At 74.5% G+C, this 15,535-nt stretch carries 15 protein-coding genes; 8 read left to right on the top strand and 7 right to left on the bottom strand.

Features of this window, described 5'->3' with window-relative positions; translation table 11 throughout:
• Window positions 1-21 precede the first annotated feature (21 nt).
• Window positions 22-1,248: a PIN domain-containing protein gene (locus JOF36_RS11400; RefSeq protein WP_210026674.1), complete on the bottom strand. Its 1,227-nt coding sequence runs from the start codon at window positions 1,246-1,248 to the stop codon at window positions 22-24.
• A 141-nt stretch (window positions 1,249-1,389) separates the two neighbouring features.
• Between JOF36_RS11400 and JOF36_RS11395 the strand changes: the two genes are divergently transcribed.
• Together JOF36_RS11395 and JOF36_RS11390 are read left to right on the top strand one after the other, a co-directional pair.
• Entirely contained in the window at window positions 1,390-2,400 is a 1,011-nt protein-coding gene (locus JOF36_RS11395; protein ID WP_210026672.1) for an Acg family FMN-binding oxidoreductase, read from the top strand.
• A 120-nt stretch (window positions 2,401-2,520) separates the two neighbouring features.
• Window positions 2,521-3,174, top strand: a complete 654-nt coding sequence (locus JOF36_RS11390; RefSeq protein ID WP_210026670.1) for a response regulator — start codon at window positions 2,521-2,523, stop codon at window positions 3,172-3,174.
• A 12-nt stretch (window positions 3,175-3,186) separates the two neighbouring features.
• Here JOF36_RS11390 and JOF36_RS11385 read toward each other — a convergent pair whose 3' ends face one another.
• Window positions 3,187-4,881 carry a sensor histidine kinase gene (locus JOF36_RS11385; RefSeq protein ID WP_307862326.1) on the bottom strand — a complete coding sequence of 565 codons (1,695 nt, stop codon included), beginning with the start codon at window positions 4,879-4,881 and terminating at the stop codon, window positions 3,187-3,189.
• 192 nt (window positions 4,882-5,073) lie between these two features.
• On the opposite strand from JOF36_RS11385, the gene JOF36_RS11380 reads away from it, so the two are divergent.
• Window positions 5,074-6,078 carry an Acg family FMN-binding oxidoreductase gene (locus JOF36_RS11380; protein ID WP_210026667.1) on the top strand — a complete coding sequence of 335 codons (1,005 nt, stop codon included), beginning with the start codon at window positions 5,074-5,076 and terminating at the stop codon, window positions 6,076-6,078.
• A gap of 11 nt (window positions 6,079-6,089) precedes the next feature.
• Here JOF36_RS11380 and modA read toward each other — a convergent pair whose 3' ends face one another.
• Complete coding sequence (modA, locus tag JOF36_RS11375) at window positions 6,090-6,860, bottom strand: molybdate ABC transporter substrate-binding protein (RefSeq protein WP_307862325.1); 771 nt, start codon at window positions 6,858-6,860, stop codon at window positions 6,090-6,092.
• A gap of 211 nt (window positions 6,861-7,071) precedes the next feature.
• Window positions 7,072-8,526: an MFS transporter gene (locus JOF36_RS11370; RefSeq protein ID WP_210026665.1), complete on the bottom strand. Its 1,455-nt coding sequence runs from the start codon at window positions 8,524-8,526 to the stop codon at window positions 7,072-7,074.
• A 154-nt stretch (window positions 8,527-8,680) separates the two neighbouring features.
• Here JOF36_RS11370 and JOF36_RS11365 point away from each other — a divergent pair, with 154 nt between their 5' ends.
• The 4 genes from JOF36_RS11365 to JOF36_RS11350 are packed head-to-tail and all read left to right on the top strand — an operon-like array spanning window position 8,681 to window position 11,910.
• Window positions 8,681-10,084, top strand: a complete 1,404-nt coding sequence (locus JOF36_RS11365; RefSeq protein ID WP_210026664.1) for a mycothione reductase — start codon at window positions 8,681-8,683, stop codon at window positions 10,082-10,084.
• A gap of 37 nt (window positions 10,085-10,121) precedes the next feature.
• Window positions 10,122-10,457 (top strand): GNAT family N-acetyltransferase, encoded by a 336-nt coding sequence (locus tag JOF36_RS11360; protein WP_210026663.1) that lies wholly within the window; start codon window positions 10,122-10,124, stop codon window positions 10,455-10,457.
• Complete coding sequence (locus JOF36_RS11355) at window positions 10,454-10,945, top strand: carboxymuconolactone decarboxylase family protein (RefSeq protein WP_307862324.1); 492 nt, start codon at window positions 10,454-10,456, stop codon at window positions 10,943-10,945. The genes JOF36_RS11360 and JOF36_RS11355 overlap by 4 nt, the downstream gene beginning before the upstream one ends.
• Complete coding sequence (locus tag JOF36_RS11350; protein ID WP_210026662.1) at window positions 10,942-11,910, top strand: pirin family protein; 969 nt, start codon at window positions 10,942-10,944, stop codon at window positions 11,908-11,910. The genes JOF36_RS11355 and JOF36_RS11350 overlap by 4 nt, the downstream gene beginning before the upstream one ends.
• 21 nt (window positions 11,911-11,931) lie before the next feature.
• On the opposite strand, the gene JOF36_RS11345 is transcribed toward JOF36_RS11350, so the two are convergent.
• Entirely contained in the window at window positions 11,932-12,213 is a 282-nt protein-coding gene (locus JOF36_RS11345) for an ACT domain-containing protein (RefSeq protein WP_210026661.1), read from the bottom strand.
• 153 nt (window positions 12,214-12,366) lie between these two features.
• Between JOF36_RS11345 and JOF36_RS11340 the strand changes: the two genes are divergently transcribed.
• On the top strand, window positions 12,367-13,185 hold the full coding sequence (locus JOF36_RS11340) for an SGNH/GDSL hydrolase family protein (RefSeq protein WP_307862323.1): 819 nt from the start codon (window positions 12,367-12,369) through the stop codon (window positions 13,183-13,185).
• Here JOF36_RS11340 and JOF36_RS11335 read toward each other — a convergent pair.
• Entirely contained in the window at window positions 13,156-14,568 is a 1,413-nt protein-coding gene (locus JOF36_RS11335; RefSeq protein ID WP_210026659.1) for a dihydrolipoamide acetyltransferase family protein, read from the bottom strand. The two genes, JOF36_RS11340 and JOF36_RS11335, sit on opposite strands and share 30 nt — an antisense overlap.
• The gene (locus JOF36_RS11330) at window positions 14,565-15,533 is read right to left on the bottom strand and encodes an alpha-ketoacid dehydrogenase subunit beta (RefSeq protein WP_210035392.1); all 969 of its coding nucleotides are present in this window, start codon (window positions 15,531-15,533) and stop codon (window positions 14,565-14,567) included. The genes JOF36_RS11335 and JOF36_RS11330 overlap by 4 nt, the downstream gene beginning before the upstream one ends.
• Between the last annotated feature and the right edge of the window lie 2 nt (window positions 15,534-15,535).

Raw genomic sequence — 15,535 nt, 5'->3', positions numbered from 1 at the left:
CCGGGGCGGGGCCGGATCAGCTCAGGACACCGGGCTCAGCACGTAGTCGCCCGCATCGTCGCGCCACTCCATCCCGATCAGCTCCCGGGCCCGGGCCGCCTTCGCGAACGACAGGAAGCTGCCGTAGCCGTAGCGCTTCTCCGAGAAGCCCGGCACCCGCTTGCGGAGCTGGTCCTTCAAGCCGCTCAGCTGTGGCGGGCCACCGGCCGCGGTCAGCTCCCGCACCACGTCGACCAGCTGCGCGAACGCGTCGTGGTCGGCGGCCGGGTCGTCCCGGATCCCGATCTCCGGGTCCCCCTGCGCCGAACCCCGGGTCAGCGTCACCGCGCCCTGGCCCTCCAGGTGGCGCAGCAGCTCGCCGAACCCGCGGAAACCGTGGTCGCTCTCGTCGAACGTCGGGTCCTTGCGCAGGATCGCCCGCTTGAGCCTCGACGCCACGACCGGGCCGTCCGCCTGGCGGCCCAGCCCGGTCAGCGTGCTGACGACGAGTCCGGCGACGTCGCGTTCCTCGGCGCCGGTCGTCGCCGTGTCGTCCGTCCCGTCCGTCCCGTCCGTCGCGTCCCGGAAGGCGACGCCGAACGGGCCGGGCGCCGCGGCGACCGCCGGCGCGGGCTTCGTGGAGTCGGTGGGCTCCGTGGATCCGGTGGACTCCGTGGACCCGGTGGGCGGCGCGGACCCGGTGGACGGTGTGGGCTGGGTGGGCTCCGCGGCGGCGGGAGGCCGGGCCATGCCCCGGCGCCGTCGCGGGGGCAGCGGCGCCCGGGTCGGTTCGACGCCGGGCAGCCGGTCGTAGAACAGGAACTCGTCGCAGGCCGGCGGCAGCAACGCCGACGTCGACGACTGCACCCCGATCCCGATCACCCGCTTGTCCAGCTCACGCAGCTTGTGCATCAGCGGGGTGAAGTCGGAGTCGCCGGTGGCGATCGCGAACGTCGTGATGAACTCGCGTTCGTAGGCGAGCTCCACCGCGTCCACGGCGAGCTTGATGTCGGCGGCGTTCTTGCGCGATCCACCGATCCGCTGCGGGATCTCGATCAGCTCGACCTGGGCACGCGCCATCATCCGGCGGTCCTCGTCGAACGCCGACCAGTCCGCGTAGGCGCGGCGGACCACCACCCGCCCCCGCTCGGCGAGGGCGTCGGCGACCGGACCGAAGTCGAACGGGACGACACCGAGGCCGTCCCGCGCGCCGATCGCGAGGTTCTCGTAGTCGAGCAACAGGGCGATGCGTTCGTCCTCGTGGGCCACCGCGGAAGACTATGCCCGGTGCACCACACCGGCCCGGCGGGGCGAGAGCGGGCAGTGGTCCCCGGCCTCCGGGACCGTCGGCCCTGCCCGGCGGGCCCGGATCCGCGCACGCTGGTGTCCGACGCCGACGAGGAGAACACCATGGCCGATCGCACGCCGCACGAGGCCACCGGGCTGCCGCAGCCCGGCACCGTCCGCCAGGCCGTCGCGGCCGCGCTGCTCGCGCCGTCGGTGCACAACAGCCAGCCGTGGCGGTGGCGGATCGCCGACGGCCGGGTCGAGCTGCACTCCGATCCGGTGCGGCGGCTGCCGTTCACCGATCCGGACCGGCGCGATCATCTGGTCAGCTGCGGGGCCGCCCTAGCAGGCCTGCACGTCGCGCTGGCCGCGGCGGGGATCGGGCACGACATCACCCGGTTCCCCGGTGCGGACACCGACCACCTCGCGACGGTCGTGTTCACCGGGGGGCCGCTGCGCGGACCCGACCGCGCGGACGCGGTCCTGGCCGGCGCGATGCGGCGCCGGCGTACCGACCGGCGCCCGTTCCCCGACGGCGTGATCGCCCCGCACACCCGGGCCGCGCTCGACGTCCGCGCGGCCCGGTACGGCGTCGGCCTGCACGCCGTCACCGACCCGGCCGCCCGCACCCGGCTCGCCGAGCTGGAGCAGGAGGCCGCCCGTGAGCTGCGGCTGCGCCCCGGGCAGGCCGCCGAACTGCTGGTGTGGACCCGCCGCTACGCCGACTCCCGCGACGGTGTGCGCGCCGAGTCGGTCCCGGCCGGCGCCCGGTGGCCGCGCGAGCCGGAGATCGGCGTCCGGTTCCCCGCCGGGTCGCTCCCGTCGTCGCCGCTCGTGCAGGACCGGGCGACGATCGTCGCGCTCACCACCCCGGCCGACGACGATCCGGCCCGGCTGGCCGCGGGTGAGGCGGCCGGTGTCCTCCTGCTCGCCGCGACCCGGGCCGGGCTCGCGACCTGCCCGCTGTCCCGAATACTGGAGGTACCGGGAACCCGCCGGACGCTGGCCACCCGGGTGCTGCGCACCCTCGACCACCCGCAGCTGCTGATCCGGATCGGGCAGGCCCCGGACGACCGCGAGCTGCCGGCCACCCCGCGCCGCAGGCTCTCCGACGTCCTCGTCCACGGGACCTGACCCGTCCGCCGGTGACGGCCGGCACGGACCTTCGCCCCCGGTGGCGGGCCGTTCGGGCGCTGCCGGGGCGAGCTCCGGGGCACTAACCTCGGACCGGACGGACCAGACGCGGAGGCGATCGTGACGATCTCGGTGTTCCTGCTCGACGACCACGAGATCGTGCGCCGGGGGCTGGCCCAGCTACTGGAGCTGGAGGACGACATCGAGGTGGTCGGCGAGGCCGCCACGGCCGCGCAGGCGGCGGTCCGGCTGCCCGCGCTGCGCCCGGACGTCGCGATTCTCGACGTCCGGCTGCCCGACGGCGACGGTGTCACCGTCTGCCGGGACGTGCGGTCCACGCTCGACCCGCCGCCCGCCTGCCTGATGCTGACCTCCTACGCCGACGACGAGGCGCTGTTCGGCGCGATCATGGCCGGGGCGTCGGGTTACCTGCTCAAACAGGTCGCCGGAGTGGATCTGGTGGGCGCGGTCCGCACGGTCGCGGCGGGCGGGTCGCTGCTCGACCCGAAGGCGACGGCCGCGGTCCTGGAGCGGCTGCGCAACGGCGAGAGCGCCGGTGCGGAGTCCGACCCCCGCTACGACGCGCTGAGCCCGCAGGAGCAGCGGATCCTGGAGCTGGTCGCGGACGGGCTGACCAACCGGCAGATCGGCGGCGAGCTGCACCTGGCCGAGAAGACCGTCAAGAACTACGTGTCGTCCGTGCTGCACAAACTCGGGTACGCACGCCGCACCGAGGCCGCGGTCTACGCCGCCGAGCGGCGCCGCAGGCACTGACCGGCCCTTCTCCTACGGCAGGGGCACCGTCCACACCAGCCGCGTACCGCTGCCCGTCGCCGGTGACCCCGCGGTGAACGTGCCGTCCAGCTCGGCGGCCCGCTCGGCGAGGTTGTGCAGCCCGCTGCGCCGGTCGGTCCCCTCGAGCCCGCAGCCGTCGTCGACGATCTCGGCGGTGAGCTCCGGTCCGGCCTCCACCGTCACGGTCAGCGTGCTCGCCCCGGCGTGCCGGACGGTGTTGGTCGCCGCCTCCCGGACCACCGCGAGCAGGTGGGTCGCCACGGTCGCCGGGACGAGCGTGTCCACCGGCCCACCGGTGGTCACCGAGGTCACGAGCGTGGACTCGGCGGTGACGTCGGCGACGATGTCGAGCAGCCGGCGACGCAGCCCACCCACTCCCTGGTCGGCGGTGTGCAGGTCGAAGATCGTCGTGCGGATCTCGCGGACGGTGTGGTCCAGCTCGTCGACGGCCAGCTGCACCCGGTCCCGCACGTCGGCGTCGGCGGTGCGGCGCAGCATGCCCTGCAGCTTCAACCCGACCGCGAACAGCCGTTGGATGACGTGGTCGTGCAGGTCGCGGGCGATCCGGTCGCGGTCGGCGAGCACCGCCAGCTGCTGCTGCGCGCGGTTCTTCTCCCCCAGCTCCAGGGCGAGCGCGGCCTGGTCGGCGAACGAGACCAGCAGCGGCACCTCCGCCGGCCGGAACGGCAGATCACCCGGCTCGCGCTGCGCGATCAACACGCCGATCACCCGCTCGACCGCCCGCATCGGGACCGCGACGGTCGGGCCGCCCGCCAGGTCGGCAGGGGTGTCGACGACGGCGCGCGAGCTGTCCGCGAGCACCGGCTGCAGGCCCTCGACCACGTCGCGCAGCAACGTCCCGCCCAGACCGCTCCGAGGCCACGACCGGCCCGCGGTGGCGCCCTCGTGGAACTCACCGTCGCCGTCCGGACCCAGCGCGATCAGCGTCCCGCTGGCCCGGCACAGCTCCAGGCACCGGCGCGCGACGAGCGCGAGCGTGTCCGGCCCGTCGGTGCCGGCCAGCACCTCGCCGCGGATCTCCGCGGCCGCCTCCAGCCACTGCTGGCGCTGCAGACCCTGCTCGAAGAGGGCCGCGTTCTGCACGGCGATCCCGGCCGCGGCGGCCAGGGCGCGCAGGATCAGCTCGTCGTCGGCGGTGAACTCGGCGGCCCCGATCTTCTCGGTCAGGTAGATGTTGCCGTAGACGGCGTCGCGCACCCGGATCGGGACGCCGAGGAAGCTGCGCATCGGCGGGTGGTTCGGCGGGAAACCGACCGACGCCGGATGGGACGAGAGATCCGCCAGGCGCAGCGGCCGCGGGTCCACGATGAGCTGCCCGAGCAGGCCCTTGCCCTCGGGCGGGCGGCCGAGCGCCGCCCGGGTGTCCTCGTCGAGGCCGACATCGACGAACCGCGAGATCGAGCCGTCCGGCGCCAACACCCCGACCGCGCCGTAGCGGGACTCGACCAGGTCCACCGCCGACCGGACGATCCGCTCCAGGGTCGCGTCGAGCTCGAGGCCCGCCCCGATACCGAGGACCGCGTCGAGCAGCTTCTGCATCCGACGCCGGGTCGTCGCGATCTCGCCCAGCCGCTCCTGCACCTCGCCGATCAGCTGGTCGAGCCGCAGCCCGGACAGCAGGCTCGCGAGCTCGCCCCGCTCGGGCTCGCCAGGAGTCTCCACCACACACCGCCCTTCCGCTAGCAAACCTGGCACCGCTGCGGGCACTCGCACAACGGTTCCCCACCGGTAACAGCGGGCAGGGCACGCGGCCCGGGAACCGCGGGACCTTCGCACCTGATCGGACGGACGCCGCGCCGTCACCATCGGGACCGGACGAGCGCGCGGGCACCGCCGCCGTGAGGGGGAGGGACCGACATGGACGCGACCTGTGACGAGGGGTGGGTGACCGGAGCCCTCGGCCTCGACGCCGATGCCACCGCCGCGCTGCTCACCCTTGCCACGCGGGCGCCGTCCCTGCACAACAGCCAGCCGTGGCGGTTCCGCCTGCGGCCGGACCGGATCGAGCTGCGGATCGATCCCGACCGGCGGGTGCCGGTCGCCGACCCGTCCGACCGTGAGCTGCGGATCGGCTGCGGCGCCGCGCTGTGCACGCTGCGTCTCGCGCTGGCCGGGGCCGGGATCCGGCCGCTGGTCAGCCGCTTCCCCGATCCGAGCGACCCCGGCCTGGTCGCCGTCGTCCGGCACGGGGGGACGGCCCGGATCACCGCCGAGCAGCGACGGCTGCTGGACGCGGTGTCCCGCCGGCACACCAACCGGCGGCCGTTCCGGGACACCGCGATCACCCGGCCCGCCCGGTTCGCGCTGCGCCGCGCCGCGTTCGACGAGGGCGCCTGGCTGCAACTGGTGACCGACCGCGCCGAGCTGGCGGAGCTCGGCAGGCTGGCGCGCGAGGCGCACGCCCGGCAGACCGGCGATCCCGCGTTCACCGCCGAGATGTCCGCCTGGGCCGGGCACGACGGCGGCCGCGACGACGGTGTCCCCGCCTTCGCGGGCGGTCCCTGCCCGCCGCCGAACCAGGCCTGGGTGATGCGGGACTTCGGCAGTGACGCCCACCCGCGTCCGGCGCCGGCCGCGTTCGAGTCGGATCCGCTGATCGCCGTGCTCAGCGTGCACACCGACGGTCCGCGGGAGGAGATGCGCGCCGGGGAGGCACTGCAGCGGGTACTCCTGACCGCGACGGCCGAGGGCCTGTCCGCGTCCTTCGTGGCCCAGCTGGTCGAGGTCCCCGACGTGCGCGAGCAGGTGCGCCGGCTGCTCGGCGGGACCCACCCGCCGCAGATGGTGCTGCGCCTGGGGCACGGCGTGCCGATCCCGGCGACCCCGCGACGACCCGCGTCGGACGTCGTCGAGTCCGGCTGACCAGCGCCTGGTCAGGGCGCGCCGAACCCGGCCTCCTCCAGCACCCGGCGGCCCTGGTCGCCGGTCACGAAGTCGACCCACGTGCGCGCCAGGTCGGGGTTCCGCTCGTTGCGCAGGACCGTGATCGGGTACTCGTTCACGGCCCCGGAGGCCTGGGGGAAGTCGACGCCGTGGGCCTGCCCGTCCGACGCCGCCACGTCGGTCCGGTAGACCAGGCCGGCGTCGGCGTTGCCGGTGGTGACCTTCTGCAGGACGGCCTTGACGTCCTGCTCCTCGGACACCGGCCGGATGTCGACGCCGGCGGCCCGTTCGACCTTCTCCGTCGCCGAGCCGCAGGGCACCTGCGGCGCGCAGACCACGGTGCGCAGGTCGGGCCGTGTCAGGTCCGCCAGCGCGGCGACGCCCTTCGGGTTCTGCGGGGCGACGGCGATCTGCAGCGTGTTCGTCGCGAAGACCACGGGCTCACCCTGGTGGTTGCCGGCGTCGGTCACCTTGGTCATGTTGGTGCGGTCGGCGGAGGCGAACACGTCGGCCGGGGCGCCCTGGTCGATCTGCTGGGCCAGCGTCGAGGAACCGGAGAAGTTCAGGGTGACGTCGGTGCCCGGGTTCGCCGCCTCGAACTCCCGCTCCAGCTGCTGGAACGTGCTGGTCAGCGATGCGGCGGCGAACACCGTGAGCGTCTGCTCGCCGCTGGCGCCTCCCCCGCCGCAACCGGCCGACACGGCCAGCGCGGTCGTGAGGACGGCGGCGCCGACGGCACGGGGGACGAATCGGGTCTGCACGACAGCACTCCTGGGATCGGGGCAGCTCCGGAACTGCGGGGCGTTCGCGATCATAGATACGCAGAAGCTGCTCTGTCAGCCCGCTACCACCGCAGATCCGAACCACCGCCCGGAAACCCGGTGATCGTCGGCTGAGGAGTGCTGCGCACGCGACGCGTACGTCGCACTCCTCAGCCGGTGATCACCGGGTCCGTCGCGCCCGCGGAGCGGGTCAGTCCCTGGGGGTCGTGGCAGCGACGGGCGCGGGTGCAGCGGGCGCGGGCACAGCGGGCACAGCGGGTGCAGCGGGCGCAGCGGGCGCAGCGGGCGTGGGTGCAGCGGGCGCGGGCGTGCCGGTCCGGTCGGCCCGGGCCGGCGCGAGGGCGCGGCGCGCGGCCGGGATCGCGAGGGTGAGCAGCGCACCCAGCAGGGCCAGCCCGGCGAGCACGTAGAAGATCGAGTCCAGTTCCGCCCCGGAGGCCACGAGAGCCCCGCCGAGCAGCGGCCCGCCGATCCCGCCGAGCCGGCCGAACCCGGCGACCCACGCGACGCCCGCACTGCGCACCCGCGTCGGGTAGTACGTGGAGGCGAACCCGAAGATCAGGATCTGGGTACCGCTGGTGCCGAGCCCGACCACCGCGACGAACGCGAGCAGCAGCCCGATCGGCAGCTCCAGGGTGAGCAGTGCGATCGACAGCGCGCCGAGGGCGAAGCTGACCGCGACGACCCGGCGCGGGCCGAACCGGTCGGAGATCCGGCTGGCGGCCAGCGCGCCGAGCACGGCGCCGCCGTTGAGCACGAGCAGGAAGCTCAGCGAACCGTTCGCGGAGTACCCGGCCCGGCCCATCAGCTCGGGCAGCCAGGTGTTGAGCGCGTAGACCAGCACCAGGCCGGCCGCGCTGACGAAGCCGAACAGCAGCGTCGGGAGCAGGTGCGGGGTGCGGAACAGCCCGGCGAACCCGGCCCGCTCGACGGGGGCGGCGGCGGCCGGGGCGGACCGGTCGATCTCCGGCAGCTCGACACCGGTGCGGTCGGACACCGCTCGGGCCTCGTCGAGCCGGCCGCGCGACGCCAGCCACAGCGGCGACTCCGGCATCTTCGCGATCGCCAGCGGCAGCACGACGAACAGCGGCAGCGCGCCGATCAGGAACATGCCGCGCCAGCCGATCAGCGGCAGCAGCAGGATCGCGAGCAACGCGGCGACGAGGCTGCCGAGCGGCACCCCGCAGTAGGCGATCGCGGTGCACAGGTTCTTGCGGCCCGGCGGGGCGAACTCGGCGACCAGGGCCCCGGTCGTCGCCACCAGCGCACCGACGCCGACCCCGGTCAGGAACCGCAGCAGGCCGAAGGCGCCGGTCGTCGTCGTGAACGCGGTCGCCGCCATGCCGACCGAGAACCAGACGTAGGAGGTCAGCATGACCTTCCGGCGTCCGACGAGATCGGCCACCGACCCGGCGATCAGCGCACCGACCAGGACACCGACCAGTGCGTAGCTGCCGAGCGCGCCCGCCGCGGCCGCGTCGACCGGCCCGATCTGCGACGGGTCGCGCAGGAACAGCGGCACGAGCGTTCCGTAGACGACGAGGTCGTACCCGTCGAAGACCAGCCCGACGGTGGCGATCCCGACGATCCACGCGACCGCGCGGAGTCTGCGTGCGTCCTGGGTACTGCTGTTCGGCGACGTCATCGTCGTCGCCCCCTCTCGGTCGGTGACACGATCCGGTTTAAGTTCTACAGCAGCTTGACGCCACGTCTCTGCTGTGTTGAATCCGAATCGGGACGCATCACGTCCGGGCGTCGTCGGCGCGCGGGGAGCGCCCACCGCTTCTAGCCTCGGGTGGGTGGCCCACCACGATCTCGCCGTCATCGGTACCGGATCCGGCAACACCGTCGTCGACGACCGGTTCGCCGGTCTGGACGTCGTGCACGTCGAGGCCACGCGCTTCGGCGGCACCTGCCTCAACGTCGGCTGCATCCCGACGAAGATGCTCGCCTACACCGCGGAGGTGGCCGAGACGGTGCGCTCGGCGGCCCGCTTCGGCGTCGACGCCCGCATCGAGCGGGTCCGCTGGGCCGACATCCGGGACCGGGTGTTCAGCAGGCTGGAACCGATCGGCGACGACGGCCGCGAGCACCGCCGCGAGCACGGCACCGTCCACGAGGGGTTCGCCCGGTTCACCGGGCCGCGGGCGCTGACCGTGGACCTGCACGACGGCGGGACCGCCGGGTTCACCGCGGACCGGATCGTGCTCGCCGACGGCGGCCGCCCGGTGGTGCCGCCCCCGGTGGCCGACTCCGGCGTCCCGTTCGACACCTCGGACACGATCATGCGGATCGGCGAGCTGCCCCGGCACCTCGCCGTCATCGGCGGCGGCTACATCGCGGCCGAGTTCGCGCACGTCTTCGGCGGGCTGGGGTGCGAGGTCACGATCGTGGAGGCCACCGACACCCTGCTCGGCGGGATGGACGAGACGATCGTCGAACGGTTCACCGCCGCCGCGCACGAACGGTTCACCGTCCACACCGGACGTTCGGTCGACAAGGTCACCGGGGCCGCCGGGGACGTCCGGCTGCACCTCGACGACGGCACCGAGATCCGCGCCGACCGTCTCCTCGTCGCCGCCGGCCGCACCCCCAACAGCGACCGCATGGATCTCGGGCTGGCCGGGATCGAGACCCACGACGACGGCCGGGTGCGGGTCGACGCCCACGGCCGCACCACCGCCGAGGGGGTCTGGGCGCTCGGCGACATCGCCACCGCGCACCCGCTCAAGCACGTCGCCAACCACGAGGCCGACATCGTCCGGCACAACCTGGCACACCCCGGTGACCTGCGCGCCTTCGACCACGACCTGGTCCCCGCCGCCGTCTTCACCGTCCCCCAGATCGGCACCGTCGGCCGCACCGAGCAGCAGTGCCGCGACGAGGCCCTGGAGTACCGGGTGGGCATGCACGACTACGGCGACGTCGCCTACGGCTGGGCGATGGAGGACGAGCGCGGCTTCTGCAAGGTCCTCGCCGCGCCGGACGGGACGCTGCTGGGCGCGCACGTGCTCGGCCCGCAGGCGTCCACCCTGGTCCAGCAGCTCGTGCAGGCCATGGCCCTGGGTGCCACCGCGGAGCGGCTGGCGGACGTGCAGTACTGGATCCACCCGGCACTGCCCGAGGTGATCGAGAACGCGCTGCGGGCACCGGCCACCGAGGAGGGCTGCCCGCCGCGGCTCGGCCCCCGGACCGCCGGGTGAGGGGAACACCGCACCCGGAGAAGTGGTTGGATCAGTCATGTCGGACAACGAGCAGCCGGTGGTCACCCACGAGCCCGCGCAGCATCGCTACGAGATCGCACTGGACGGCACCCGGGTCGGGTCGCTGCTCTACATCGACGACGGCGACCGGCGGATCTTCCACCACACCGAGATCGGTGACGAGTACGGCGGACGGGGCCTGGCGGGCACGCTGGTGCGCTCCGCGCTGACCGCAACCCGCGACGAGGGGAAGCGGATCGTCCCGGTGTGCCCCTACGTGCGCAAGTGGGTCGGGTCGCACGACGACGTCACCGACGCCGTGGACCCGGTGACCCCGGCCGCGATCGCCACCGTGGAGGAGGCGCTGCGGTGAGCACCCGGGTACGGATCGACCGGCAGTCGCCGGAGGTGTACTCCGCGATGACCCGCGTCGTGAAGGTCGTCCGCGAGCAGGCCACCGCGGCCGGTCTGGACCGCGCGCTGCTCGAGCTGGTGAACATGCGGGTCTCGCAGATCAACGGCTGCGAGACCTGCCTGGACACCCACTGGCGGGCGGGCACGGCGGCCGGGGTGACCCCGCAGAAGCTGGCGCTGCTGCCCGCGTGGCGCGACTCCGAGCTGTACGACGACCGCGAGCGCGCCGCGCTGGCGATCGCCGAGACGGTGACGTCGACGGCCGGGCCGCACCTCGACGACGAGCAGTACGCCGCCGTGCGCAAGGACCTGACCGACGACGAGACCTCGATGCTGATCTGGGCCTCGATCACCATCAACAGTTTCAACCGGATCTCGATCCTGTCCCGGCACCCGGTGCCCGTGCGCGACGCCGACGGCCGGGCCGCCCCCGAGGAGCAGTCGTGAGCAACGTCGAGATCGCGCCCGAAGAGGTCGTCTGCGGCGGCGACGCCCCGGCCGTCGAGCTGGTGACACCACGCGACGTCCCGCTCGGCGGGCCGCGGGCGATGACCGTCCGCCGGACCCTCTCGCGGCGGGCCCGGTCCCTGATCGGGGCCTGGTGCTTCGTCGACCACTACGGCCCGGACCCGGTCGCGGGTACCGGCGGCATGTCGGTCCCCGGCCACCCGCACACCGGGCTGCAGACGGTGTCGTGGCTGTTCGCGGGCGAGATCGAGCACCGCGACACGACCGGTGCGCACGCGGTCGTGCGGCCCGGCGAGCTGAACCTGATGACGGCCGGGCGCGGTATCGCGCACTCGGAGCACTCGACGCCGGGCACCGAGGTGCTGCACGGGGCACAGCTGTGGCTGGTCCTGCCGTCGGCGCACCGGCAGGTCGATCCGGCGTTCGAGCACTACGCGCCGCCACGGACCGAGGTCGACGGCTGCGGGCTGCGGGTCTTCCTGGGCTCGCTGGCCGGCGCGACGTCGCCGGTGCCGACCTGGTCACCGCTGCTGGGCGCGGAGATCGTGCTGCCGGCCGCGGCCCGGCTGTCGCTCACCGTTGCCGAGAGCTTCGAGCACGGCGTGCTGGTCGACACCGGATCGGTTCGCGTGCACGGGACGACGGCGGCCTCCGGGGAGCTGCTCTACCTCCCGCCGGGCTCGTCGACACTGGAGCTGCGGGCCGGCGACGACGGTGCCCGCGTGCTGCTGCTCGGTGGGGAGCCGCTGGGCGAGCAGATCGTCATGTGGTGGAACTTCATCGGTTCCTCGCACGACGAGATCGCCGGTTACCGGGAGCAGTGGCAGGCCGAGCGGGCCGCCGGTGGGCCGGGCGGCGGCCGGTTCGGGACGTTCCCGGACGCGTGGGCGTCGACGCTGCCGGCACCGGAGCTACCGAACGCCCGGCTCCGGCCCCGGGAGTAGCCGGAACACCGGTTCGCGGGCTCAGCCGTGCTCGGCCCGGACGACCGCGATCACCCGGCGCAGCTGCTCCAGCAGCAGCTGCGGGTCACGACCGTCCGGCTCGACGCCGACCTCGACCCGGCCGACGTCGCCGGACAGGTCGGCCCGCAGCTCGCACACGGCGTAGCGGCGGGAGCGCAGGGTGGTGAGGACCTTCGTCAGCCCGTCGGTCCCGTCGGTGACGAGCAGGGTGAAGCGGTGCCCGGCGGGTGCGGACTCGGTCGTGGACTCGTTCGTCGACTCGGTGGCGGCGAGCGTGGTCATCGGATCTCCTGGCGATCGCGGACGGCGAGGGATCCGGCCAGGTCCGGTACGGCAGCGCGGATCGCGCGCCGGCGACCTGGGTTCAGCCGGCGCGCCGGATAATGATCAGACCGCGCACGTGGACCAGCGTAACAGGGCTCACCACCCCCGCGGGTGGCCCCGGGCGCGCCGGCGCGGATCATGGGCCGGGTGCGGTACGCGGCGATCGGGGACAGCTTCACCGAGGGTGTCGGCGACGAGGACGCCGACGGCGTGCCCCACGGCTGGGCCGACCGGGTCGCCGCCGGCCTGGCCGGGGCAGCGGGTGAACCGGTCCGCTACGCCAATCTCGCCGTGCGCGGGAAGCTGCTCGCCGACGTCGTCTCCGAGCAGCTCGAGGCCGCACTCGCCCTCGACCCGGCCCCGACGCTGATCACCCTCAACGGTGGCGGGAACGACATGCTGCGCCCGCGCACCGATCTGGCGCGGCTCGGTGAGCTGACCGCACACGCGGTGCGGCGCTGCGCCGAGGCCGGGGTGCGGCTGGTGCTGCTCAGCGGGGCCGATCCCTCGGCGCGGCTACCGCTGGGGCGGATGGTGAACCGGCGCGGTTCGGCGCTGACGGCGATGGCCCGGACCCTCGCCGACGAGCACGGGCTGACGCTGGTGGACGTCTTCGGCGACACCGAGATCCGCCGTCCCGGCTACTGGGCACCGGACCGCCTGCACCTGGCGACGCCCGGGCACGTGCGCGCGGCCGGGCTGGTGCTGGACGCGCTCGGGGCCCGGGGCGCGCTGCCGGCGGCGGGCGCCGCGGGCGACGTCGCGCGCGGGGTGTCGGCGGAGCTGACGTACTACCGCACGCACGTCCTGCCCTGGGTCGGACGACGGCTGCGCGGCCGTTCCTCGGGAGACGGGCGGCCCCCGAAGTACCCGGCCTGGACGACGCTGCCGGCCGACGGCTCAGAGATCGGCGAGCGCCGAGAGCGGTGACTCGACCGCGTCGGCGACGAACCGGAGGAACCCGCCCGCGGTGCCGCCGTCGCACACCCGGTGGTCGAACACCAGCGACAGCTGCGCGATCGACCGCGGCACGACCTCGCCGCCGACCACCCACGGCCGCGGCAGCACCCGGCCGATCCCGAGCATCGCGACCTCGGGGTGGTTGATGATCGCCGCGCTGCCGTCGACCCCGAGCACACCGTAGTTGTTCAGGGTGAACGACCCGCGGGTCAGCTCGGCCGCGGGGACCGACCCGTCCCGGGCCGCCGTCACGAGCCGGCGGATCTCGGTGTCGAGACCGCGCATGCCGAGCCGGTGCGCGCCGGCGACCGACGGAACCACCAGCCCGCGGTCGGTCTGCGCGGCGATGCCCAGGTTGACGCCGTCGAGGTGGACGATCTCGCCGGCACCGGTGTCGACCCGCGCGTTGAGCTCCGGGAACCGGGCCAGGCCCGCGACGACGAACCGGGCCACGATCGCGATCAGCCCGACCGGCCGGCCGTCGGCCCCGGCCAGCTGCGGGCGGAGGGCGAGCAGGTCCGTGGCGTCGACGTCGACCCAGGTGGTGGCCTCGGGGATCTCCTGACGGCTGCGGGTCAGCTTCTCGGTCACCGCACGCCGGACCCCGCGGATCGGCACCGTCTCGCGGATGGCGAGCCCCGTGCGCTGGTCGGAGCCGGGCACGGCTGCCGGGCTACCCGCTCCGCGGGAGGCGGCTCCGGCCCCGGCGGGAGAAGGCTCGACTGCATGGGTGGTCCCGCCCGCACCGGTCGCCGGCTCGGCGCTGCCGGTTGCGGGATCGTCGGCCCGGACCGCTGCCCGCGCGACGTCACGGCGCAGCACCATCCCGCCCGGCCCGGAGCCGATCACCTCGGCCAGGTCGATGCCGTGGTCGCGGGCCAGCCTGCGGACCACGGGGGACTGCGCCGGGACCCGCTCGCCGGGCACCGGCCCGGTCGCGGGCGACGTGACCGGCTCCGCGTCAGCGACTGATCCGGGCACCGCCCCGCTGGCTCCCCGGCGCCGGCGTCGGCGGGACCCACCCGTACCGGCGGTCCCGTACCCGATCAGGACGTTGCCCGACCCGGCCCGATCCTCCTCGCGGTAGGTCTCCCCCGCCGGCTCCGCCCCGGGCTCGCCCACCGTGAGCAGCGGGGCGCCCACCGGCAGGGTCGCCCCCTCCGCCCCGTGCAGCGTCAGCACCGTCCCCGCGAACGGCGAGGGCACCTCCACCATCGCCTTGGCCGTCTCCACCTCGGCGACCGGCTGGTCGATCCCGACGACCTCGCCGACGGCGACCAGCCAGCGCACCAGTTCCGCCTCGGTCAGTCCCTCGCCGAGGTCGGGCAGGTCGAACACCTGTGCAGCGCTCATGCGGCGTACTCCCAGCCCAGCGCGTCGACGGCGTCGAGCACCCGGTCCACGCCGGGCAGGTGGTGGTGCTCCAGCTTCGGCGGCGGGTACGGCACGTCGAACCCGGTCACCCGGCGTACCGGTGCCTCCAGGTGGTGGAAGCAGCGCTCGGAGACCCGGGCGGCGATCTCCGAGGCGACCGAGGCGAACCCGGGCGCCTCGGCGACGACGACCGCCCGCCCGGTCCGGCGGACCTGGGCGCAGACCGTCTCGTCGTCGAACGGGACGATCGAGCGCAGGTCGACGACGCCGAGGTCGACCCCGTCCTGTGCGGCCTCCTCGGCGGCGGCCAGCGCGACCGGCACCGACGGGCCGTAGGCGATCAGCGTCGCGTCCGCACCGGACCGGCGGACGACCGCCCGCCCGATCGGCGGGACCGGGAGGTCGGCGTCGACCTCCTCCTTGGTGAAGTAGTGCCGCTTCGGCTCCAGGAAGACCACCGGGTCCGGGCTCTCGATCGACGCGCGGAGCAGGCCGTAGGCGTCGGCGTTGGTGGCCGGGGTGACGACGGTGAGCCCGGCGGTGTGCGCGTAGTACGCCTCGGAGGAGTCGCAGTGGTGCTCGACGCCGCCGATCCCGCCCGCGTAGGGCACCCGGATCACCATCGGCAGCCGCACCCGGCCCGACGTGCGGTTGCCGAACTTGGCCACGTGCGAGGCGATCTGCTCGAACGCCGGGTAGGCGAACGCGTCGAACTGCATCTCGACGACCGGGCGCAGTCCGTTCATCGCCATCCCGACCGCGGTGCCGACGATGCCGGACTCGGCCAGCGGGGTGTCGAAGCAGCGCTGCGGCCCGAAGTCGGCGGTGAGCCCGTCGGTGACCCGGAAGACGCCGCCGAGCGCGCCGACGTCCTCCCCGAAGACGACGACCGTGGGATCCGCGGTCATCGCGTCCCGCAGCGAGGTGTTGATCGACTCGGCCATCG

The organism is Pseudonocardia parietis (assembly GCF_017876315.1).
GTDB classification, from domain to species: domain Bacteria; phylum Actinomycetota; class Actinomycetes; order Mycobacteriales; family Pseudonocardiaceae; genus Pseudonocardia; species Pseudonocardia parietis.
This window is presented reverse-complemented; position numbering and strand designations above follow the sequence as displayed.

Coding starts and splice junctions, on each gene's coding strand:
- JOF36_RS11395 (WP_210026672.1), top strand. CDS start 1,390: ATGGCCGATCGCACGCCGCACGAGGCCACCGGGCTGCCGCAGCCCGGC.
- JOF36_RS11330 (WP_210035392.1), bottom strand. CDS start 15,533: ATGGCCGAGTCGATCAACACCTCGCTGCGGGACGCGATGACCGCGGAT.
- JOF36_RS11345 (WP_210026661.1), bottom strand. CDS start 12,213: ATGACCACGCTCGCCGCCACCGAGTCGACGAACGAGTCCACGACCGAG.
- JOF36_RS11380 (WP_210026667.1), top strand. CDS start 5,074: ATGGACGCGACCTGTGACGAGGGGTGGGTGACCGGAGCCCTCGGCCTC.
- JOF36_RS11335 (WP_210026659.1), bottom strand. CDS start 14,568: ATGAGCGCTGCACAGGTGTTCGACCTGCCCGACCTCGGCGAGGGACTG.
- JOF36_RS11360 (WP_210026663.1), top strand. CDS start 10,122: ATGTCGGACAACGAGCAGCCGGTGGTCACCCACGAGCCCGCGCAGCAT.
- JOF36_RS11370 (WP_210026665.1), bottom strand. CDS start 8,526: ATGACGTCGCCGAACAGCAGTACCCAGGACGCACGCAGACTCCGCGCG.